Origin of the sequence: Mycobacterium mantenii (genome assembly GCF_001667865.1) — a bacterium.
Taxonomy (GTDB): Bacteria; Actinomycetota; Actinomycetes; order Mycobacteriales; family Mycobacteriaceae; genus Mycobacterium; species Mycobacterium mantenii_A.
In genome coordinates, this window is sequence record NZ_LZJP01000103.1 from 18,941 (window position 1) to 36,880 (window position 17,940).

At 68.9% G+C, this 17,940-nt stretch carries 15 protein-coding genes and 1 pseudogene; 6 read left to right on the plus strand and 10 right to left on the minus strand.

Features of this window, described 5'->3' with window-relative positions; genetic code table 11:
- Nucleotides 1-36 precede the first annotated feature (36 nt).
- Together A5688_RS19820 and A5688_RS19825 are read left to right on the plus strand one after the other, a co-directional pair.
- Nucleotides 37-663: a precorrin-8X methylmutase gene (locus tag A5688_RS19820; RefSeq protein WP_067914206.1), complete on the plus strand. Its 627-nt coding sequence runs from the start codon at nucleotides 37-39 to the stop codon at nucleotides 661-663.
- Nucleotides 660-2,150 (plus strand): precorrin-2 C(20)-methyltransferase, encoded by a 1,491-nt coding sequence (locus A5688_RS19825; RefSeq protein ID WP_067914208.1) that lies wholly within the window; start codon nucleotides 660-662, stop codon nucleotides 2,148-2,150. Before A5688_RS19820 ends, A5688_RS19825 begins: the two co-directional genes overlap by 4 nt.
- Here the strand turns inward: A5688_RS19825 and A5688_RS19830 are convergent.
- On the minus strand, nucleotides 2,147-3,796 hold the full coding sequence (locus A5688_RS19830) for a PPE family protein (RefSeq protein WP_067914210.1): 1,650 nt from the start codon (nucleotides 3,794-3,796) through the stop codon (nucleotides 2,147-2,149). The genes A5688_RS19825 and A5688_RS19830 overlap by 4 nt on opposite strands.
- Nucleotides 3,797-3,972: 176 nt before the next feature.
- Between A5688_RS19830 and A5688_RS28195 the strand changes: the two are divergent.
- Nucleotides 3,973-4,665, plus strand: a pseudogene (locus tag A5688_RS28195) (DUF2275 domain-containing protein); the annotation flags it as partial.
- 114 nt (nucleotides 4,666-4,779) lie between these two features.
- On the plus strand, nucleotides 4,780-5,334 hold the full coding sequence (sigC, locus tag A5688_RS28200; RefSeq protein ID WP_242660388.1) for an RNA polymerase sigma factor SigC: 555 nt from the start codon (nucleotides 4,780-4,782) through the stop codon (nucleotides 5,332-5,334).
- Here sigC and A5688_RS19840 read toward each other — a convergent pair.
- The 4 genes from A5688_RS19840 to A5688_RS19855 are packed head-to-tail and all read right to left on the minus strand — an operon-like array spanning nucleotide 5,323 to nucleotide 8,768.
- Complete coding sequence (locus A5688_RS19840) at nucleotides 5,323-6,054, minus strand: cobalt-precorrin-6A reductase (RefSeq protein ID WP_165607489.1); 732 nt, start codon at nucleotides 6,052-6,054, stop codon at nucleotides 5,323-5,325. The two genes, sigC and A5688_RS19840, sit on opposite strands and share 12 nt — an antisense overlap.
- Nucleotides 6,051-6,806, minus strand: a complete 756-nt coding sequence (gene cobM, locus A5688_RS19845; protein WP_067914216.1) for a precorrin-4 C(11)-methyltransferase — start codon at nucleotides 6,804-6,806, stop codon at nucleotides 6,051-6,053. Before cobM ends, A5688_RS19840 begins: the two co-directional genes overlap by 4 nt.
- Nucleotides 6,803-7,969 (minus strand): bifunctional cobalt-precorrin-7 (C(5))-methyltransferase/cobalt-precorrin-6B (C(15))-methyltransferase, encoded by a 1,167-nt coding sequence (locus A5688_RS19850; protein WP_067826629.1) that lies wholly within the window; start codon nucleotides 7,967-7,969, stop codon nucleotides 6,803-6,805. Before A5688_RS19850 ends, cobM begins: the two co-directional genes overlap by 4 nt.
- 49 nt (nucleotides 7,970-8,018) lie before the next feature.
- Nucleotides 8,019-8,768 (minus strand): SDR family NAD(P)-dependent oxidoreductase, encoded by a 750-nt coding sequence (locus A5688_RS19855; RefSeq protein WP_067826631.1) that lies wholly within the window; start codon nucleotides 8,766-8,768, stop codon nucleotides 8,019-8,021.
- Between the two features lie 35 nt (nucleotides 8,769-8,803).
- Here A5688_RS19855 and A5688_RS19860 point away from each other — a divergent pair, with 35 nt between their 5' ends.
- Nucleotides 8,804-9,214 (plus strand): F420-dependent biliverdin reductase, encoded by a 411-nt coding sequence (locus A5688_RS19860; RefSeq protein WP_067826634.1) that lies wholly within the window; start codon nucleotides 8,804-8,806, stop codon nucleotides 9,212-9,214.
- Between the two features lie 86 nt (nucleotides 9,215-9,300).
- Here A5688_RS19860 and A5688_RS27010 read toward each other — a convergent pair whose 3' ends face one another.
- From A5688_RS27010 to A5688_RS19880, 4 genes are all read right to left on the minus strand, one after another.
- Complete coding sequence (locus tag A5688_RS27010) at nucleotides 9,301-9,519, minus strand: hypothetical protein (RefSeq protein ID WP_082955193.1); 219 nt, start codon at nucleotides 9,517-9,519, stop codon at nucleotides 9,301-9,303.
- Nucleotides 9,520-9,564: 45 nt separating this feature from the next.
- Entirely contained in the window at nucleotides 9,565-12,537 is a 2,973-nt protein-coding gene (locus tag A5688_RS28355) for an ADP-ribosyltransferase (protein WP_278184227.1), read from the minus strand.
- Nucleotides 12,538-12,626: 89 nt separating this feature from the next.
- Nucleotides 12,627-14,888, minus strand: coding sequence for a prolyl oligopeptidase family serine peptidase (locus A5688_RS19875; protein ID WP_067914227.1), 2,262 nt, complete (start codon nucleotides 14,886-14,888; stop codon nucleotides 12,627-12,629).
- A gap of 36 nt (nucleotides 14,889-14,924) precedes the next feature.
- Nucleotides 14,925-16,052: a M24 family metallopeptidase gene (locus tag A5688_RS19880; RefSeq protein WP_067914230.1), complete on the minus strand. Its 1,128-nt coding sequence runs from the start codon at nucleotides 16,050-16,052 to the stop codon at nucleotides 14,925-14,927.
- Between the two features lie 60 nt (nucleotides 16,053-16,112).
- On the opposite strand from A5688_RS19880, the gene A5688_RS19885 reads away from it, so the two are divergent.
- Entirely contained in the window at nucleotides 16,113-17,135 is a 1,023-nt protein-coding gene (locus A5688_RS19885; protein ID WP_082955196.1) for a 5'-3' exonuclease, read from the plus strand.
- Nucleotides 17,136-17,147: 12 nt separating this feature from the next.
- On the opposite strand, the gene A5688_RS19890 is transcribed toward A5688_RS19885, so the two are convergent.
- A complete protein-coding gene (locus tag A5688_RS19890; RefSeq protein WP_067826648.1) occupies nucleotides 17,148-17,903 on the minus strand; it encodes a DUF4333 domain-containing protein in 756 nt (251 codons plus the stop codon).
- Between the last annotated feature and the right edge of the window lie 37 nt (nucleotides 17,904-17,940).

The following is a 17,940-nucleotide window of genomic DNA, read 5'->3' on the forward strand; positions in this document are numbered from 1 at the left end:
GCGGGTCGCCACGCCGACGAGCCTTAAAGTGGGCGGGTGCTCGACTACATCCGCGACGCGGCGGAGATCTATCGCCAGTCGTTCGCGACGATCCGCGCCGAAGCGGATCTGGAGCGATTCCCGGCCGACGTGGCGCAGGTGGTGGTCCGGCTGATCCACACCTGCGGGCAGGTCGACGTCGCCGAGCACGTCGCGTTCACCGACGACGTCGTCGAGCGGGTCGGCGCCGCCCTGCGTGGCGGCGCGCCGGTGCTGTGCGATTCGTCGATGGTGGCCGCCGGGATCACCGCCGCGCGGCTGCCGGCCGACAACCAGGTGGTGTCGCTGGTGGCCGATCCGCGGGCGGCCGAGCTGGCCGCCCGACGGCAGACCACCCGCTCGGCGGCCGGGGTGGAGCTGTGGGCGGACCGGCTGCCCGGCGCCGTCCTGGCGATTGGCAACGCGCCGACCGCGCTGTTCCGGCTGCTCGAGCTGATCGACGACGGGCTCGCCCCGCCGGCCGGGGTGCTGGGCGGACCGGTGGGTTTCGTCGGGTCGGCGCAGTCCAAGCAGGAGCTCATCGACAATCCGCGCGGAACGTCGTATCTGGTGGTGCGGGGCCGTCGCGGCGGCAGTGCGATGGCCGCCGCCGCCGTGAATGCGATCGCGAGCGATCGCGAATGACCGCGCAAAGCGTCTCCAGGGGAACACTGTGGGGCGTCGGGTTGGGGCCCGGCGACCCGGAATTGGTGACCGTCAAGGCCGCCCGCGTGATCGGCGAGGCCGACGTGGTGGCCTACCACAGCGCCCGGCACGGCCGCAGCATCGCGCGCGGCATCGCCGAACCGTATCTGCGGCCCGGTCAGATCGAAGAGCACCTGATCTATCCCGTCACCACCGAGACGACCGACCACCCCGGCGGCTATGCCGGTGCGATCGAGGATTTCTACGTCGAGGCCGCCGAGCGCATCGCCGCGCACCTCGACGCCGGCCGCAATGTGGCCCTGCTGGCCGAGGGTGATCCGCTGTTCTACAGCTCCTACATGCATCTGCACACCCGGCTGACGGAGCGGTTCGACGCCGTCATCGTGCCCGGCGTGACGTCGGTGAGCGCCGCCTCGGCCGCCATCGCGACACCGTTGGTGGCCGGGGACGAGGTGCTGTCGGTGCTGCCGGGCACCTTGCCGGTCGTAGAGCTGACGCGTCGGCTCGCCGACGCCGACGCCGCCGTCGTGCTCAAACTTGGGCGTTCGTATCATGCTGTGCGGGAAGCGCTTTCGGCATCGGGACAGCTCGACGACGCATTCTACGTCGAGCGGGCCAGCACTGCCACGCAACGGATACTGCCCGCCGCTGACGTCGACGAGGCCGGCGTTCCGTACTTTTCGCTGGCCATCCTGCCGGGCGGGCAGCGCGGCCGGCGCGCACCCGCTGCGGGCAGTGTCACGGTGGTGGGCCTGGGCCCCGGCGACCTGGACTGGATGACGCCGCAGACCCGGCGGGAGCTGGCCGCGGCGACCGACCTGATCGGCTACGGCGGCTACCTGGATCGGGTCCCGGCTCGCGACGGCCAGCAGCATCACCCCAGCGACAACCGCGACGAGCCCGAGCGGGCCCGGTTGGCCTGCACGCTGGCCGAGCAGGGGCGCGCGGTGGCGGTGGTGTCGTCGGGCGACCCGGGCGTGTTCGCGATGGCTACGGCGGTGCTCGAAGAGGCCAAGGAGTGGCCGGGCGTGCAGGTCCGGGTGATTCCGGCGATGACTGCCGCGCAGGCGGTGGCCAGCCGGGTCGGCGCCCCGCTGGGGCACGACTACGCGGTGATCTCGCTGTCCGACCGCCTCAAGCCGTGGGAGGTGATCTCGGCGCGGCTGCAGGCCGCCGCGGCCGCCGATCTCGTGCTGGCGATCTACAACCCGGCTTCCAAGACGCGAACCTGGCAAGTGGGCGCGATGCGCGACATCTTGCTGGGCCACCGCGAACCGGGCACGCCGGTGGTGATCGGCCGCAACGTGTCCGGCCCCGACGAAGACGTCCGCGTGGTCAGGCTGGCCGATCTCAATCCCGGCGAGATCGACATGCGCTGCCTGCTGATCGTCGGGTCGTCGCAAACCCAGTGGTACTCACACGATTCCAGTGACAGGGTCTTCACGCCCCGGCGCTACCAGGGCTAGTCGCGGTCCCAGGTGCTCGGCATCATCGGCACGGTGGGGCCGTCGCTCAACCCGTCCCGGGTCAGCGTCGCCAACCCGGTGGCCCGGGCCGCATCGGATTTCGCTGCGGCACCGGCAAATCCGAGCGGGCCCGCGCTGTCCTCGGACGGGCGGGCGGCGTACGGATCGTCAACGCCACCGGTCGGGTCCAACCCCTCGTCGGAGTCCATGAATTCGTAGCGGTACGCGCGCTCCGTGGCGGTTCCGCCCCGGCGGCGTCGAGCCCGGGCCTTCTTTTTGGCGTCGGCGGCCGCGGCTGCGGCGGCGAATGCGTCGACGTCGTCGGACGACGGTTCCTCCGACTTGCGGCGTGACCGGCCGCTCGCGCTGCCTCGCGCCGACAGCCCCGAAAGCCCCACCGCATAAAGCGCATTGGACAGGTTCGCTCCGACCCCATCGGTCGCCGTCGGGCCGAAGCCGACGCCTGGCCCCCCACCGACCGGCCCGCCACCGGCCGACCCGGCGACCGTCGACGCGGGGGCCGTGGACGGCGTCGGCACGTGACTCACGCTGGCGGGCGCGCCGGCGATCGTCGGCGCCGGGGCGGCCACCGGTGCCGGTGCTGCCGCCACGGCCGGTACCGGCGCGGCCATCGAGAGGGGCGCCGCGATGCTGATCGCGGTCACGGCGGCCGCCGCCCCGCCCGCAGCGGCCGCGCCGATGGCGGCAACGACAACCGGAGCGAGCACCACCGCCATTTGGATCGCGAACTGAATGAACGGCCAGAAAATCATCAGGGTGTGGAAGATGGCCCAGCCGAGCGCAGTCGACAGGGCCGGTGACAGTCCGAGCTGCCCGAAAAACGACGCGAGACTGTTGACCCACGGCACCGGCGGGAAGGGCCAGCCACCGGGGTTGAGGTCCTTGGACACCGGCCACGCGAAATTCTGGGTGTACTGCTTCAGCCATTGGGTCAGCTGGTCCATCCAGGACGGATAGGTCTGCGTCGTCGCCTGCTGCTGGGCACTCGAGGTATCGGCATTGTTGAGGTTGGAGCCCGAATCCGCGGCCGGCGCCACGGCGGCCGCCTGCACCGCCGCGACGCTCGCGGTGCCCGCCTCTGCACCCGGCACCACGATCGGCGGTGCGGGCGTGGCCGGCGGAACCGCCGCCAGCGCGGATTCACTGACCGCCTGATAGGTGGTCATGGTCGTGGCGGCCTGCACCCACATGCGCGCGTAGTCGGCTTCATTGACGGCGATGGGAATGGTGTTGATGCCGAAGAAGTTTGTGGCGACCAGTGTTCCGTGAAGGGCGTGATTGGCCGCCAGCTCGCCCAGCGTCGGCATGGCCGTCAGAGCCGCGGTGTAGGCGGTGGCCGCGGTCTCGTGCAGGCTCGCCGCCGCGGTGCTCTTGGCCGCGCTCTCCAGCAGCCAGGCCTGGTAGGGGGCGTGCGCGGCCACGTATTGGTCCGCGCTGGGCCCGTCCCAGGCTCCCGCCTGCACGGCGCCCAACAGTCCGCTGAGCTCGGATGCCGCGGTCGCGTAGTCGGTGCTCAGCGACGACCATGCCGTCGCCGCGGCCAACAGCGGCGCGGGGCCGGGGCCGCTGCTGAGCAACGTCGAGTGCACTTCGGGTGGAAACGCGATCCAGAGCGGGGCGGTCATCGTCGTGGGCCTTCGGGCAAGAACACGAATACCTCTTCGGTGAATCTCGTGGATGGGCTGGCGATGCGTACGACCAGAGGTCGGTCAGCCGTGCCGTTTAGTTCCCCGCAATTTCGTTGCGGCGATAAATTTCGCGAGTCTTTGCGCGCAGCCGGGGCATGCGCAACGATGCAGGGATGCGGTGTGAGATTGCGCGCGAAGCGCTGTCGGCTCGGTTGGACGGCGAGCGACCCCAGGTGCTCGCGCAGCAAGTCGACGCCCATCTCGAATCCTGCCGCAGCTGCCGCTCCTGGCTGATCGGGGCGGCGGTGCAGACGCGCCGGCTGGCCTCCGTGACGCCCGGCGAGGGACCCGACCTGGTCGAGAAGATCATGTCCAGCATCGGCGAGCAGCCCACCGGACACCAGGCCCGGATGCGCTGGCTGCGATCGCACTACCGGCGGTGGGGCCTGATCGCCGTCGGCCTGTTCCAGGTGGCGATCGCCGCCGCCCAAATCACCGGAATCGATTTCGGCATGGTGTCCACACACATGCACGGCGCGATGTCCGGCGAGCACCTGATGCACGAGTCCACAGCATGGTTGCTGGCCCTGGGTCTGGCGATGATTGCCGCCGGCGTCTGGCCCGCCTCCGCATCGGGGGTGGCGGCGATCACCGGCGTCTATTCGGTTGCGCTGCTTGGCTATGTGATCGTCGACGCCTTCGACGGCGAAGTCACCGCCACCCGCATCGCCAGTCACATGCCCCTGCTGCTGGGCCTGGCCTTCGCGTTGTTGGTGGCGCGGGAGCGGGTGGGCTCGCACCGGCGGCGCGGTTCCGACGCTTCCGACGACGCCGACTTCCCCGCCTGGGCGGCGGACTCACCCAGCGGTCGGCGGCGCGGGCACCTGCGGCCCATCAATCGTGTGGTCCTCGACCCCAGCGCGTCCTCTACGACGTGGCGTCGTAGAATCGGAAATTCCGCACAACAAAGGTGGTTGGGCATGACCGCGCCGAGCGACGACGAGGCCGTAACCGATCTCGCGTTGTCCGCCGCACGCGGAAACCCCCGAGCGCTGGAAGCGTTCATCAAAGCCACCCAGCAAGACGTGTGGCGCTTCGTGGCCTACCTGTCCGACGCGGGCAGCGCCGACGACCTGACTCAAGAAACATTCCTGCGCGCCATCGGCGCCATCGAGCGGTTCTCCGGGCGCTCGAGCGCGCGGACCTGGCTGCTGTCGATCGCGCGCCGCGTCGTGGCCGACCACATCCGCCATCTGCAGTCGAGGCCCCGCGCTGCCCTGGGCGCCGATCCCGAACACGTGGTGCGCGGGGATCGGCACGCCCGCGGATTCGAAGACCTGGTCGAGGTGACGACGATGATCGCCAACCTCAATGCCGAACAGCGCGAAGCGCTTTTGCTCACTCAGCTGCTCGGCCTGCCCTACGCTGACGCCGCCGCGGTATGCGGCTGCCCGGTGGGCACCATCCGCTCCCGCGTCGCGCGAGCCCGTGACGCGCTGCTGGCCGATGGCGAGCGCAGCCACCTAACCGGCTAGCGCGCCAACCCATTCGGCGGCCTCGTGCACGGTGCCGACGGTTGTCACCCCGGCGGGTAGCGGTGGCCGCGCCACCATCACCACCGGAACGTTCAGCGCCGCAGCGGCATCCAGCTTCGCCCGGGTCATGTCCCCACCGCTGTTCTTGGTGACCAGTGCGTCGATGCGATGCTCTCTCAACAGCGCGAACTCGTCGTCGTAGCCATACGGTCCGCGGGAGAGCACCACCCGGTGATGACGCGGCAGTGCGGACGCGTCCGGATCGGTGACCGCCCGGATGAGAAACCACGCGTCACTGTCGGCGAAGGCCTTTACGCCCGAGCGTCCGGTGGTGAGGAATACTCGTGAATAGCTTTGCCGGGCAACGGTTTCAGCGGCGGCTGTGTCGGATTCGACGACAATGGCGCTGCCGGGATCCCAGGGCGGGCGCGCCAGGATCAGATGAGGGATCCGCAATTCGGCGCACGCGGCGGCGGCATGCGCCGTCATGGTTGCCGCGAACGGGTGGGTGGCGTCGACGACCGCGTCGATGCGCTCGTCGCGCAGCCAGCGCCGCAATCCGTCCACGCCCCCGAATCCGCCGACCCGCACGGGACCGACGGGCAGCGCCGGATCCGGTACCCGGCCCGCGAGGGAGCTGATGACGTCGATCCGGGGGTGCAGGGCCTTCGCCAGCGCGCGGGCCTCGCCGGTGCCACCGAGCAGCAGGACTCGCATCAGTGCCTGTTCCCCCGCGCCCGCCCGCTCGAGTACAGGTAGCTGTCGGTGAATCCCCCGGCGGTCAGCGCGTCACCGACGACGATGACGGCGGTCTTGGTGATGTTGGCCTGGTGCATCTGCCCCGCGATGTCTGCGAGCGTGCCGCGCAGCACCGCCTCTTGCGGCCAGCTCGCGAAAGCCACGACAGCTGTCGGTGTTTCGGGGCGGTAGCCGCCCTCGAGAAGTTGCGGCACGATGGCGTCGATCTGCGCGGCGGCCAGATGCAGGACCAGGGTGGCACCGGATCGGGCCAGGGTCTTCAGGTCTTCGCCGGGCGGCATGGCCGTGGACAGGGTCGCCACCCGCGTCAGCGTCACCGTCTGCGCCACCCCGGGAACGGTGAGCTCGCGCTTCAGTGCGGCCGCGGCGGCGGCGAAAGCCGGTACGCCAGGGACGATTTCGTAGTCGATACCCAGGGCGTCGAGTCGGCGACACTGCTCGGCCAGCGCGCTGTACAGCGAGGGGTCACCGGAATGCAGCCGCGCCACGTCGTGGCCGGCCGCATGCGCCTCGCTGAGCTCGGAGACGATCTGCTCCAACGTCAGCGGGCCGGTGTCAACGATTTTCGCGTCGGGCGGGCACAACGCAAGCAGGTCGTCGGGCATGATCGATCCGGCATACAGGCACACCCGGCATGCTTGCAGGAGTCGCTGACCGCGCACGGTGATGAGGTCGGCCGCGCCCGGTCCCGCGCCGATGAAATACACCGTCACTTGGTCACCACCCACTGGGTGACCGGGTACTGCGGGCGCCAGCCGGTGAAGGCGCCCAGCGCCTCGCCCTGGTAGTGCTGGAAGCGCCGAAGCTGGCCGCCCAGGCGCTGATGCGCTTGCGTCAGAACGGCTTCCGACTCGGTGGTGACCACGTTGACGACGAGGCGGCCGCCGCCGGGCAGGCTGTCCCAGCAGGCGTCGAGCAGGCCGGGCTGGGTCAGTCCGCCGCCGATGAAGATCGCCGACGGTGGCTCGGCGCCGGCGAACGCGCCGGGGGCGTCGCCGCGCAAGTCGAGACTCACCCCGAACGCCGCGGCATTGAGTTCGAGGTTGTGCCGGCGTCGTTCGTTGCGCTCGAATACCACTGCACTGCAACCGCGCCAGCTCAGGCACCACTCGACACTGATGCTGCCCGAGCCGGCGCCGACGTCCCACAATCGCTCCCCCGGCCGCGGCGCCAGCGCGGCCAGCGTCACCGCGCGGATGCCCTCTTTGGTGATCTGCCCGTCGTGGGTGAACGCGTCGTCGGGCAGGGGTGACACGCGTTCGTCGGGCAGATAGCGCACGGCAATCACGTTGAGGTCGTCGAGCTCTCGCTGTCCGGTCCACTCGCGGGCGGTGCCGTCGCGGCGGTGTTCATCTGGGCCGCCGAGACGTTCGAGCACGGTGAACTCCGAATCGCCGCGGCCATGCGCGGTGAGCAGTGCGGCCAGCTCGTTGGGCGTGGACTTGCTCTGCGACAGCACGATCGCTTGGCCGCCGCGGCGCACCGCGGTGTGCGGCTGCGCGGTGACCAGACTGATCACTTCGGTGTCGTGCACGGTCCAGCCCATCCGCGCGCACGCCAGTGTCACCGAGGACACGTGCGGCAGCACCTTGACATTGTCGCGGCCGTGCAGGCGGATCAGGGTGCCTCCGATGCCGTGCAGCAGCGGATCGCCGCTGGCCACCACGTGCACGTCGCCGGGGTGCTCGCCGAGCAGGGTTTGCAGGGCGGGCAACATCGGTGACGGCCACTGCCGCCGGGGCGCGGGCACGGTGTCGTCGAGCAGGTCGAGCTGCCGCTTCGAGCCGTAAATGATTGTGGCCCTTTGTAGTTCGACGCGCGATGCCTCGCCGAGCCCGGCCATGCCGTCGGCGCCGATGCCGACCACGATGATCATGGGCGCCGCTTTTCTTCATCGCGTCGCTCTGCATCGTCATCGGCGCGGATCATCGCGGCATCCTGCGCCAGACGAATTGCGGCAACAGTCGCATCACGGCCGCCGCGGGACCCAGCGCCCACGGGATCCACACCGTGCGGCGGCCCTTCGCGAGCGCACGCGCGGTCGCGGCGGCCACCTGCGCGGGCGTGCTGGGCAGCGGCGCGGGCGTCATGCCCTCGGTCATGCGTCCGATGACGAACCCCGGGCGGGCGATCAGCAGCCGAACGCCGGTGCCGTGCAGCGCGTCGGCCAGGCCGCTGGCGAAACCGTCCAGGCCGGCCTTGGCCGAGCCGTACACGTAGTTGGCGCGGCGCACCCGTGCGCCGGCGATCGAGGAGAACACCACCAGTCGGCCTTGGTCGGCTTCGCGCATGGCCGCGGCCAGGTGGGTGAGCAGGCTGACCTGCGCGAGGTAGTCGGTGTGCACGACGGCGACCGCATGCGCGGCGTCGCTCTCGGCGCGGGCCTGGTCGCCCAGGATTCCGAACGCCAGCACCGCGGTGCCGATGGGGCCGTGATCGGCGACGATCGAGGCGACCAGCGGGCCGTGCGAAGCCAGGTCGTCGGCGTCGAAGTCCCTGGTGTGCACCGCCGTGGCGCCGGCCGCCTTAACGGCGTTGACCTGCTCAGCGAGCTGATCGGCGTTGCGGGCGGCGAGCACCACCGTCGCGCCCGGCGCCAGGAGCCGCGCCAGCTCGATCCCGATCTCGCTGCGGCCGCCCAGGATTAGTACTGGACCTGCGCCCGTGTCGTCCACGGCTGCGATTATCACCTGCGCTAGCGTGGGCGGTGATGGCGAATACCACTACCCGGCTCACCGACGACGCGTTGGCGTTCCTGTCGGAGCGGCATCTGGCCATGCTGACCACGCTGCGAGCCGACAATTCACCGCACGTGGTGGCGGTCGGTTTCACGTTCGACCCCAGGACACACATTGCGCGCGTCATCACCACCGGGGGTTCGCAGAAGGCGGTCAACGCCGAGCGCGGCGGACTGGCTGTGCTCAGCCAGGTGGACGGCGCGCGGTGGCTGTCGCTGGAGGGCCGGTCCAAGGTGAACAACGACGTCGATGCGGTGCGCGACGCCGAGCTGCGGTACGCCCAGCGCTATCGCACGCCCCGACCCAACCCCCGCCGCGTGGTGATCGAGGTTCAGATCGAGCGGGTGCTGGGTTCGTCGGATCTTCTGGACCGGGGCGAGTAGTCAGGCCGGGTTAGCACGCTCCATCACTCGAACGGACAATGGGCTCGCCTGCACCTCTTAAGGTTTCAGGCCGACGTTTGCCGCCTCTAGTCTTGCTTCCTCCGAGGGTCATACTCAGTACCCGACGTGTCATCCCAGAACTTCGGTGACACATCCGTCACCCGATCTTCCGGAGCCACGGCGTCAACTTTTGCCTGGAACTCGTCAAACATTTTCCGTGCGACCGCCAATTCTTCTTCTGTCGGCGCAGTGACACCGGCCTCTTCCGGCGTCGAGAAAATCTTTCCGGCAATTTCCTTACTCACAATGGGTGCTCCTAACTTCTGTTGCTGCTAAGCGTCACGTCTGATCTAGCGTTCAATCATCTCGATAATCGTTTTGCCCGTTAGCGGATCTACTGTCTTGCCGGCAACATAGAACCGCGAACCGGGAGGGAACAGTACCTCGCCCTCGCCCGGGAACAATGAGACGGATGATATGTCTCGCCCGGTATTGGAAAAGATCCTGAACTCTACGTTCCCACTAAATGCTGTAGACCGCGCGACGGCGGGATTCGTTGAAGTACTCAAGAAAGCTTTTTCTGTGATGACTTCGCCCGGTCGATATTCGGCTAGTACCTCTGGCGGAAGATCGGTACCGCGAACGACCGGGCCGCGATATGGGGGAAGCTTTTGCAGCGCATTTTTGATGGCTTCGATACGAGCAAGGTGAGACGCCTCCACGGCATTGCCCCTTAGCGCGTCGTTTAGGTCTCGATATCCGAGCCCAGTGTAATCGTCCATTGCCGAAAGATCATGCGGCGTAAAGTCCTCGGTTGGGCTTGGATACCCGTGGTCGGCGGGATGATCATGGTCGGCCCCTTTATCGTGAGGTTCATGAGGCCCGTCGTCGGGTGCAGGATGTTGACCGGGCGGCGGACCACCTTCTCCGGGCTCTGGGGAGCCGTCGTGCGGTGGCTTCGGCGCCCCGCCAGGAGGGTTGGCGTCACCAGACAGATGCGGGTTGCGACCGGGCGCCGGTACTCCTGTCGGGCGACCGCCCGGCGGTGGCGAATTCGGCGCCGGTTTGACCGCGGGAGCGGACTGCGGGGAGTGCGGAGCGGCGGGTGCTGGTTCGACAGCTAGTCCGTTATGCGGCGTTGGCGGGCGCCCCGGCGCAAATTCGGCCACATGCGGAATCGCCGACGGAACTCTTTCTCCTGCCGCGGCAGTTGAGGGCGCGAGAGGCGCACCGGCAGCTGGCATTGCATCCGGTTGATGTGGGCGATTCCCGGGCACCGACTCTGGCTCACGCGGTTCAAATTCTGTCGCAGGCTCGTGCGGATTACCGGGCGATACTGGTTCGTAGGGCCCGTCCGCGGGCACCGACGCCGGTTCATGGGGCGCCTCCATTGGCGCCGAACCGGGTTCATGCGGACCACTGCCCGGCACCGATCCCGGTTCGTGCGGACGCTCCGCCGGTGCCGATGCTGGTTCGTGCGGACCCCCTGCTGGCACCGACGCCGGCTCACGCGGGACCTCCGCAGGCACTGGCGTCGGCCCATGGGGAGCAGCGGCCGGGACCCCCGCAGGCGCCGAGGCGGGTTCATGCGGACCACCTGCACCCGCCGGCGCAGCCGGAGCCTCCGCCGGCACCGATTCATGCGGACCACCGGCAGGAGCACCCGCGGGCGCCGGTTCATGTGGACCACCCGGCGAGGCGGGTCCCGGAGCCTCGGGAGGGGTCGGGCCTGGTGTGGTCGTAGGCGCGTGAGGCGCGCCCGGCGCGCCATCGGCCGGACGAGGTGCCGACTCGACCGGCGGTTCGATCGGCTTGCCGGGTGGCAATGCCACCGGACTGCCACTCGCGGGAGGCTTGATATCGGGCAAATCCTTGGTGACGCCTTCGAGGTTCTTGGTCAGGTCGCCGCCCGTCTTGGAGATGCCGGCGAAGACACCACGGGCACCCGCAATCTCCCCAAGTCCACCGGCCGCTTTCTCGCCGGCGCGACCTGCCGCACCGGCCGCCTCCGCGCCGCGTGCTGCCGCGCCAGCACCGTCGGCCGCCGCGCCGGCTTCACCGGCACCGGGTACAAACAACGTTGCGAAGTCGAACAGGTTCTCGCCCGCTCCCAATCCCGGGCGAGCTTTACTCCAATCTTCAACGTGCAGCAAGGATTTGATTTGCTGCAGCTCTGTGTCCCCGGCCTCCTTGGGATTGAGAATGGCGTTGAACAGACTTCCTTTCCACACGTTTTTCGCCAATCCCGTCCAAGTGGCGGCATACCCCTCTGGATCGACCGCGCTCCACACAGGGAGAAGGTCGCCCATGCTGACCCCCATGCCGACAGCGCCCTTGAGGACACCCTCGTTCACGTTCAGCCACGTGTCGAAGACGGTCGCCACCGGGTTTCCGACCGCGTCACCGAGAAAGTCTTTGAGCTGGCCTCGCGTGTACTTTTCGAGCTTGACCACCAGCCCGTCGATGACCTGCATTCCGATCTTGACGCCCTGCTCACCGGCCCGGGCTTCACGCCCCAAGTCGCGCAGAACGCCATTGATGTCATCGGCAATCTTCTTGATCTCGTCGAGCGCGTCACCCTTGACGATCAACATCAGGTCATGGCCCAGATCGGTCAACGACCCCAGCCGGTTCAACAGATCCCGAATATGGTTGTGAGCTTGATTCACCTGATTGGCGAAATTGTCGAGGTTCGTCGCCAACTTCCCGGACACGTCGCCGACCTGCGCTAGGCAGTCGCCTATTTTCGACAAAGCATCGTCGATCTTGTCGCCTTCGGGCAGGTGTTGCCCATCAAGCAGCGACTTGGAAGCGTTGAGTGCACCCTTCATACCGCTCGCCGTCGCGCCGAAATCGCGCCAACGGCTAGCGGCTGCGTGCAATCCGTCGACGTCGCCGTCCGGCCACACATCGTCGACGAAGGACTCCACTACCGCCCAAAGCAAAGGCGGTGGTTCCCCTTTGCCCCACGTCCCCGGCGGCCCGGGAGGGTTGGTCTTGTGCGGCTCAGGCGGCGACTGCAGGACGCCGGGACCGCCACCCAGCGTCGAGGCCGCTTCCGCCTTCGAATAGTTCGCTGCGCCTTGCTGGATCAGGGCCCCGCATTTCCGGCACGCATTGATACCCGCCGCCGCGGCCTTCAGGAGTTTCTCCGCCCCATCCTGATACGCCAGACCGAAGACCGCGCCGGCGGCATCCAAACCGGTGTGGGCCGAGAACCCCGCCACCAACACCGTCAGGCTCGCGGCCAGACCCTCCCCGGCGGCAGCCACGGCACTACCCGCGGCGTACAACGCCTCCGGATCAACAGCCAAGGGAGCCACGTGCGGAATTTTCGCTCAGGCCCGCCCGTCGCCGCTATTCACCCAGATATCGCTCCGCCAAGCTAGCCACGATTACCTAGCACGACAACTCATTCATCAACAGCCGCCGTCAACGTAATGTGGTGTCGCCCAGGCGACACCGTGACGGTCGTCCCGGCCGGTTCCCCGTCGAGCTGCACGTCAATTGCGGCAGGCAAGCCACTGAGCGCGATCCGGGCGGTGACATCGGTGGACACCGTGATGGTCGACGTCGGCAACGCCGCCAGGCCGGCACGCCCGATATCGACCGTAAGACTCGCAACCCCCTTGAGGTTCAACGTCAGATACGGCAGCGGGCCGACGGGCCGTCCCACTTGCCAGTCCAGCTCGCTGTACAAACCGGGCGTCGGCTCAAAGTGTGGAATGAAGCCGCGATGGTGCCGGATGGTGTGCGTGGGGTCCGGCCGCGCGTACGACCGCGCGTCCACCTCCGCGACGGCTTCGCGCCTCGCCGCGACCGCGGGATCGGCCGTCAGCTCCGACAACCACCACACCTGATGCGGCCCGATGCCCAGGTCGGCGCGCACCAGCTGCGGATACCACGCGAACGTAATGTGCCCCGGATCCGCTTGGCGCAGAGCGGTTCCCATGTGCGAGATCGGATCCTCGAACTTGTCCTGGAACACCCAGGCGATGTGATCCTCGAACGGGTAGACGCTGAACCGGTGGCGGTACCCCAGCCGGTCGAGTTCGAGCACCTGCTCGGCCGCCGAGGCGAACGGCACCAGTTCGTCAGCCAGCCCGTGGGCGATGACGTACGGCAACCAGCGGGCGTTCACCAGCAGCTTCCACGTGTCGCCCTCACGGGCACAGGGCGAGTTCAGGTCGAGGTCCGCCGGAATGTCGACGTCGGGCAGCAGCCGCACACCGCAGGTCGGCGGCCCGGCCAGCACCACGGCCTGGGAGAACACCTGCGGGTAGCTCAGTCCCAGCTTGTAGGTCGCATAGCCGCCCATCGAATAACCCGAAATCACAGTGCGATTGGGGTCGGTGCCCAGCTGCTCGGCCACCCGCGCCCAGACCTCCCAGAAGTCGAGTTCCCCGGTGTCGAAGTACCACGTCGAGGGCCCACGTGCCAGCGGGGTGACCACCACCGAGTCACGCCCCTCGCATACCTCGTGGAGCAGGCGCGGGTCGATCGCGGCGAACTGGCTTTGCCCCAGCGACAGCGAGTGCAGCAGCATCGTCAGCGGCAGCGCGCGGCCCGGCGCGTAGGTGGACGGCAGGCATATCGAATACGGCTGCACGCGGCCGAGGAACTGCGGCTCGGTGCTCAGGATGTTCTCCCCCGCGGCAACGCCTTGGCCCAGCTCGATCGAGGACACATACCAGCGGGTCGACGGGCCGGTGATCACCGGCTCGGGAGCGGTCTCGCGGGCCGCCAGCCGAGCCCACGGCACCTCGAGCGCGAACTCGGTGACGTCGCCGCTGCTGAGGGCGGCGGCCTGCGCGGCGTCCGACCAGAAGTTCAGGTGCGGCGGCTCCTGCTCGTTGGTGCGGAACGCGACGTTGTAGACGTTGGGTTGGCCGGGCAGCGCACCGTGTGCGGCGGGCACGTCGGCAAACCCGTCCCCCGCAGCGTTGGCCAGACCCGCGACCAGGCGGACCTTCCAGCTCCCCATGGGTTCCACCAGCGACCGCGGAACCTGGGCCACAAACGACCGCGCTTGCAGATCGACCGCGTGCTCCACCGGGGTCCAGACGTGCGTGGTCAGGTCGATCAGCGAGGCGCCACCCCCGGAAACCAGCAGGGCCATGTCGATGCCACTCGAGCGCACGCCGGCCCCGGCCGGCCATTCCGCGGACGCCGTTCGGGAAGGGTCGGTGTCGAAGGTGAACAGCGCTATCGGCACCGAGGCGTCCAACAGGGTGTTCCAGTCGATCCGCCACCACGTGTGGGTTTCGCTGAGCCCGATCGCGACGCGGAAGATGTCGGCGCCGTTGCGCGCGGCGTTGCCGTCCGGATAGACGTAGGTGCCGCGCGGCGGGGCCTGGATCCTCAGATCTCCGACCGGGATGCCCGTCGCGCCGTGATCGTCGTAGAGGAAGTCGGTCCAAAACAGGGCACCGCCGGCCAGCCGGCCCGCGCCGCAGGTGCGCGGAAACTCTTCGCCGAACGGCCAATTCGATGGCGTGGGCAATTGCGGTTCCGGCCGGCGCGCCGCCGGCGGCACACCCTCGGGCATGCCGTCGACCACGACGAGGTCGGCCGGCGGCGTGGGCACCGGCGCCGGCGGGCCGGGGTGCAGCACCGCGTCGGCTATGTGGCTTGCGATACGGATCGGAAGCAACGTGAGGTCCAAAATCGACACCCCACCCAACCTACGCGGCGGGGGTGACAGCCAGCCTCAGGCGACCGGAACGACGATCAGTTCGTGCGGGCGGTTGTTGACGGCCAGGGCACCATCGGGGGTCACGACGACGATGTCCTCGATGCGGGCGCCCCAACGCCCCGGGAAATAGATGCCCGGCTCGATGGAAAAAGCCATGCCCTCGGCCAGGGGCAGATCGTTCCCGGCGACGATGTAGGGCTCTTCGTGCACCGACAGCCCGATGCCGTGCCCGGTGCGGTGCACGAAATACTCGGCGAGCCCTGCGGCGGCCAGCACGTCGCGGGCGGCGGCGTCGACCTGCTCGGCCGTCACCCCCGGGCATACCGCGTCGTACGCCGCGCGCTGGGCGCGCTGCAATACCGAATACTGTTCAGCCACTTCGGGATCCGGCTCGCCGATGCTATAGGTGCGGGTGGAGTCGGAGTTGTAGCCGGGTTCATACGCGCCGCCGATATCGACGACGACGATGTCACCGACCTGTAGTTCGCGGTCCGAATACCCGTGGTGCGGGTCGGCGCCGTGCGGCCCCGATCCGACGATGATGAACGCCACCTCCGAATGACCTTCGGCCACAATGGCATCCGCGATGTCGGCGGCCACGTCGGCCTCGGTGCGGCCCGGGACCAGGAAGTCCGGCACCCGGGCGTGCACGCGATCGATGGCCGCGCCGGCCTTGCGCAGCGCGTCGACCTCGCATTCCTCCTTGACCATCCGCAGCGTGCGCAGCACGTCGGTGGCCAGCACCGGTAGCACGCCGAGCACACCGGCCAGCGGCAGCAGGTGCAGCGCCGGCATGGCATCGGTGACGGCGGTCGCGGCGGGAGCACCGCCCAACGCGGCGCCCGCCAGAACGTAGGGATTCTCACCGTCGACCCAATCCCGCACCGCCAGGCCGAGTTCGGCGATGGCCGACCCCTTGAGCGAGGCCAGCTCCAGCCGCGGCACCACCACCGTCGGGTCACCCGATACCGGCAGCACCAGCGCGGTGAACCGCTCCAGCGTCTGCGCGCGCGACCCGACGAGGTAGCGCAGGTCATACCCCGGCGTGATCACCAGCCCGGCCAGGCCTGCCTCGGCGGCCGCGGCGGTGGCCGCCGCCAGCCGGCGCTCGTACACTGCTGCGTCGAAGCGGTGAGACTCCATGGCAGCCAGGCTAATGCTCGGTCCCACGTCGCCTCGCGGCGGCGTGAGACCATAACCGGCATGCCAGCACCCCAATCACCGCCGGGCTCGACGAGCGGCGACCCGCTGCGCCCGGCTTCGCCGCGCTCGCGATCCCCGCTGGTACTGCTCGACGGTGCCAGCATGTGGTTCCGCTCGTATTTCGGGGTGCCGTCCTCGATCACCGCTCCCGATGGCCGGCCCGTCAACGCCGTTCGGGGATTCATCGACTCCGTCGCCGTGGTGATCAACCAGCAGCGGCCCGCCCGGCTGGCCGTTTGCCTGGACCTCGATTGGCGGCCCCAGTTCCGGGTGGACCTCGTCCCGTCCTACAAGGCCCACCGCGTGGCCGAGGAAGAGCCGCAGAATCAGCCGGACATCGAGGAGGTCCCGGACGACCTCACACCCCAGATCGACATGATCGCCGAACTCCTTGACGCGTTCGGCATTCCGACGGCCGGGGCGGAGGGTTTCGAGGCCGACGACGTACTGGGCACCCTGGCGGCCCAGGAACGCAAGGATGCGGTGGTGGTGGTCAGCGGTGACCGCGACCTGCTGCAGGTGGTGTCGGAGGATCCCGTCCCGGTTCGGGTCCTCTACCTCGGCCGCGGGCTGAGCAAGGCCACGCTGTTCGGGCCCGCCGAGGTGGCCGAAAACTATGGCGTCCCGGTGGACAGGGCCGGCCCCGCGTACGCCGAACTCGCGCTGCTGCGCGGCGATCCGTCCGACGGCCTGCCCGGGGTCCCGGGCGTCGGTGAGAAGACCGCGGCCACGCTGCTGGCCCAGTACGGCTCGCTGGAGCGGATTCTGGCCGCCGCCCACGACCCCAAGTCGAAGATGGCCAAGGGCGTGCGGACGAAACTGCTGGCCGCGCTGGATTACATCGAGGCGGCCGGCCAGGTGGTGCGGGTGGCCACCGACGCCCCCGTCACGTTCTCGACGGACAGCGACGAACTACCGTTGGTCGCCGCCGATCCGCGACGCACCGCCAAGCTGGCGTCGGAACTGGGTGTCGGCTCGTCGATCGCCCGCCTGCAGAAAGCGCTGGACTCCCTGCCGAACTGAGCGGCCCGACGGCTACTGCGGCCGGCCGACCTCGTAGGTGCCCTTGTTGTCCTGGAAGGTCACCGTCACGTGTTTGGGCGCGCCGTCGATGCTGACGTCGCAGTCGAACGTGGCGCCCTTCTTGACGGTGGGGTTCTGGCCGTGGTTGCACTTGACGTTCTGGACGTTCTTGGCGCCGTAGCCGTTGGTTTCGTCGCTGAGCACCTGCTGGACCCCGGCCTGCGCCTTATTGACGTCCAGCTTGGTGGTGACGAAGAAGCCGGGCTGCCAGAAGCCCAGCACCAGCACGACCGCGATGAGCAGAAACGCGATCGCGCCGCCCACACCGGCGATCAGCCCGACCGGTCGCTTCTTGCCGGGCTGCTCGTAGGGGGCGTACTGCTGCGGGTACTGGCCCGGCTGACCGTACTGCCCGTATTGGCCCGGCTGCGGGTACTGCCCGGGCTGGGCGTATTGGCCGGGCTGGCCGTACTGCCCCGGCTGGCCGTATTGGCCCGGCTGGGCGTATTGGCCGGGCTGGCCGTACTGCCCGGGCTGCGCGTAGCCCGGCTGCTGCTGGGGGTATTGCTGCGGGTATGCCTGTTCGGCCGGCTGCTGGTACTGCGGGTACTCGGCGGGCGGGGTGTAGGCCGGGGCCTGCCACGATGTCTCCTGGTTCGACTGCTCATTCCAGGTCGGTGCCACCTGAGTCGGGTCTGACGAGTGATCGCTGCCTTGACCTTGACCAGGCGGCTGCCACTGCTGGTCCGATCCCTGCGGTCCGCTCATCTTTCTCCCTCAGCCCTTGTGTCTTGGCATGAACTGT

What these genes read in the sequence shown, in the direction of transcription:
- A5688_RS19825 (WP_067914208.1), top strand. Translation starts at nt 660, where the DNA reads ATGACCGCGCAAAGCGTCTCCAGGGGAACACTGTGGGGCGTCGGGTTG.
- A5688_RS19830 (WP_067914210.1), bottom strand. Translation starts at nt 3,796, where the DNA reads ATGACCGCCCCGCTCTGGATCGCGTTTCCACCCGAAGTGCACTCGACG.
- sigC (WP_242660388.1), top strand. Translation starts at nt 4,780, where the DNA reads ATGACCGCGCCGAGCGACGACGAGGCCGTAACCGATCTCGCGTTGTCC.
- A5688_RS19850 (WP_067826629.1), bottom strand. Translation starts at nt 7,969, where the DNA reads ATGATCATCGTGGTCGGCATCGGCGCCGACGGCATGGCCGGGCTCGGC.
- A5688_RS19860 (WP_067826634.1), top strand. Translation starts at nt 8,804, where the DNA reads ATGGCGAATACCACTACCCGGCTCACCGACGACGCGTTGGCGTTCCTG.
- A5688_RS19880 (WP_067914230.1), bottom strand. Translation starts at nt 16,052, where the DNA reads ATGGAGTCTCACCGCTTCGACGCAGCAGTGTACGAGCGCCGGCTGGCG.
- A5688_RS19885 (WP_082955196.1), top strand. Translation starts at nt 16,113, where the DNA reads ATGCCAGCACCCCAATCACCGCCGGGCTCGACGAGCGGCGACCCGCTG.
- A5688_RS19890 (WP_067826648.1), bottom strand. Translation starts at nt 17,903, where the DNA reads ATGAGCGGACCGCAGGGATCGGACCAGCAGTGGCAGCCGCCTGGTCAA.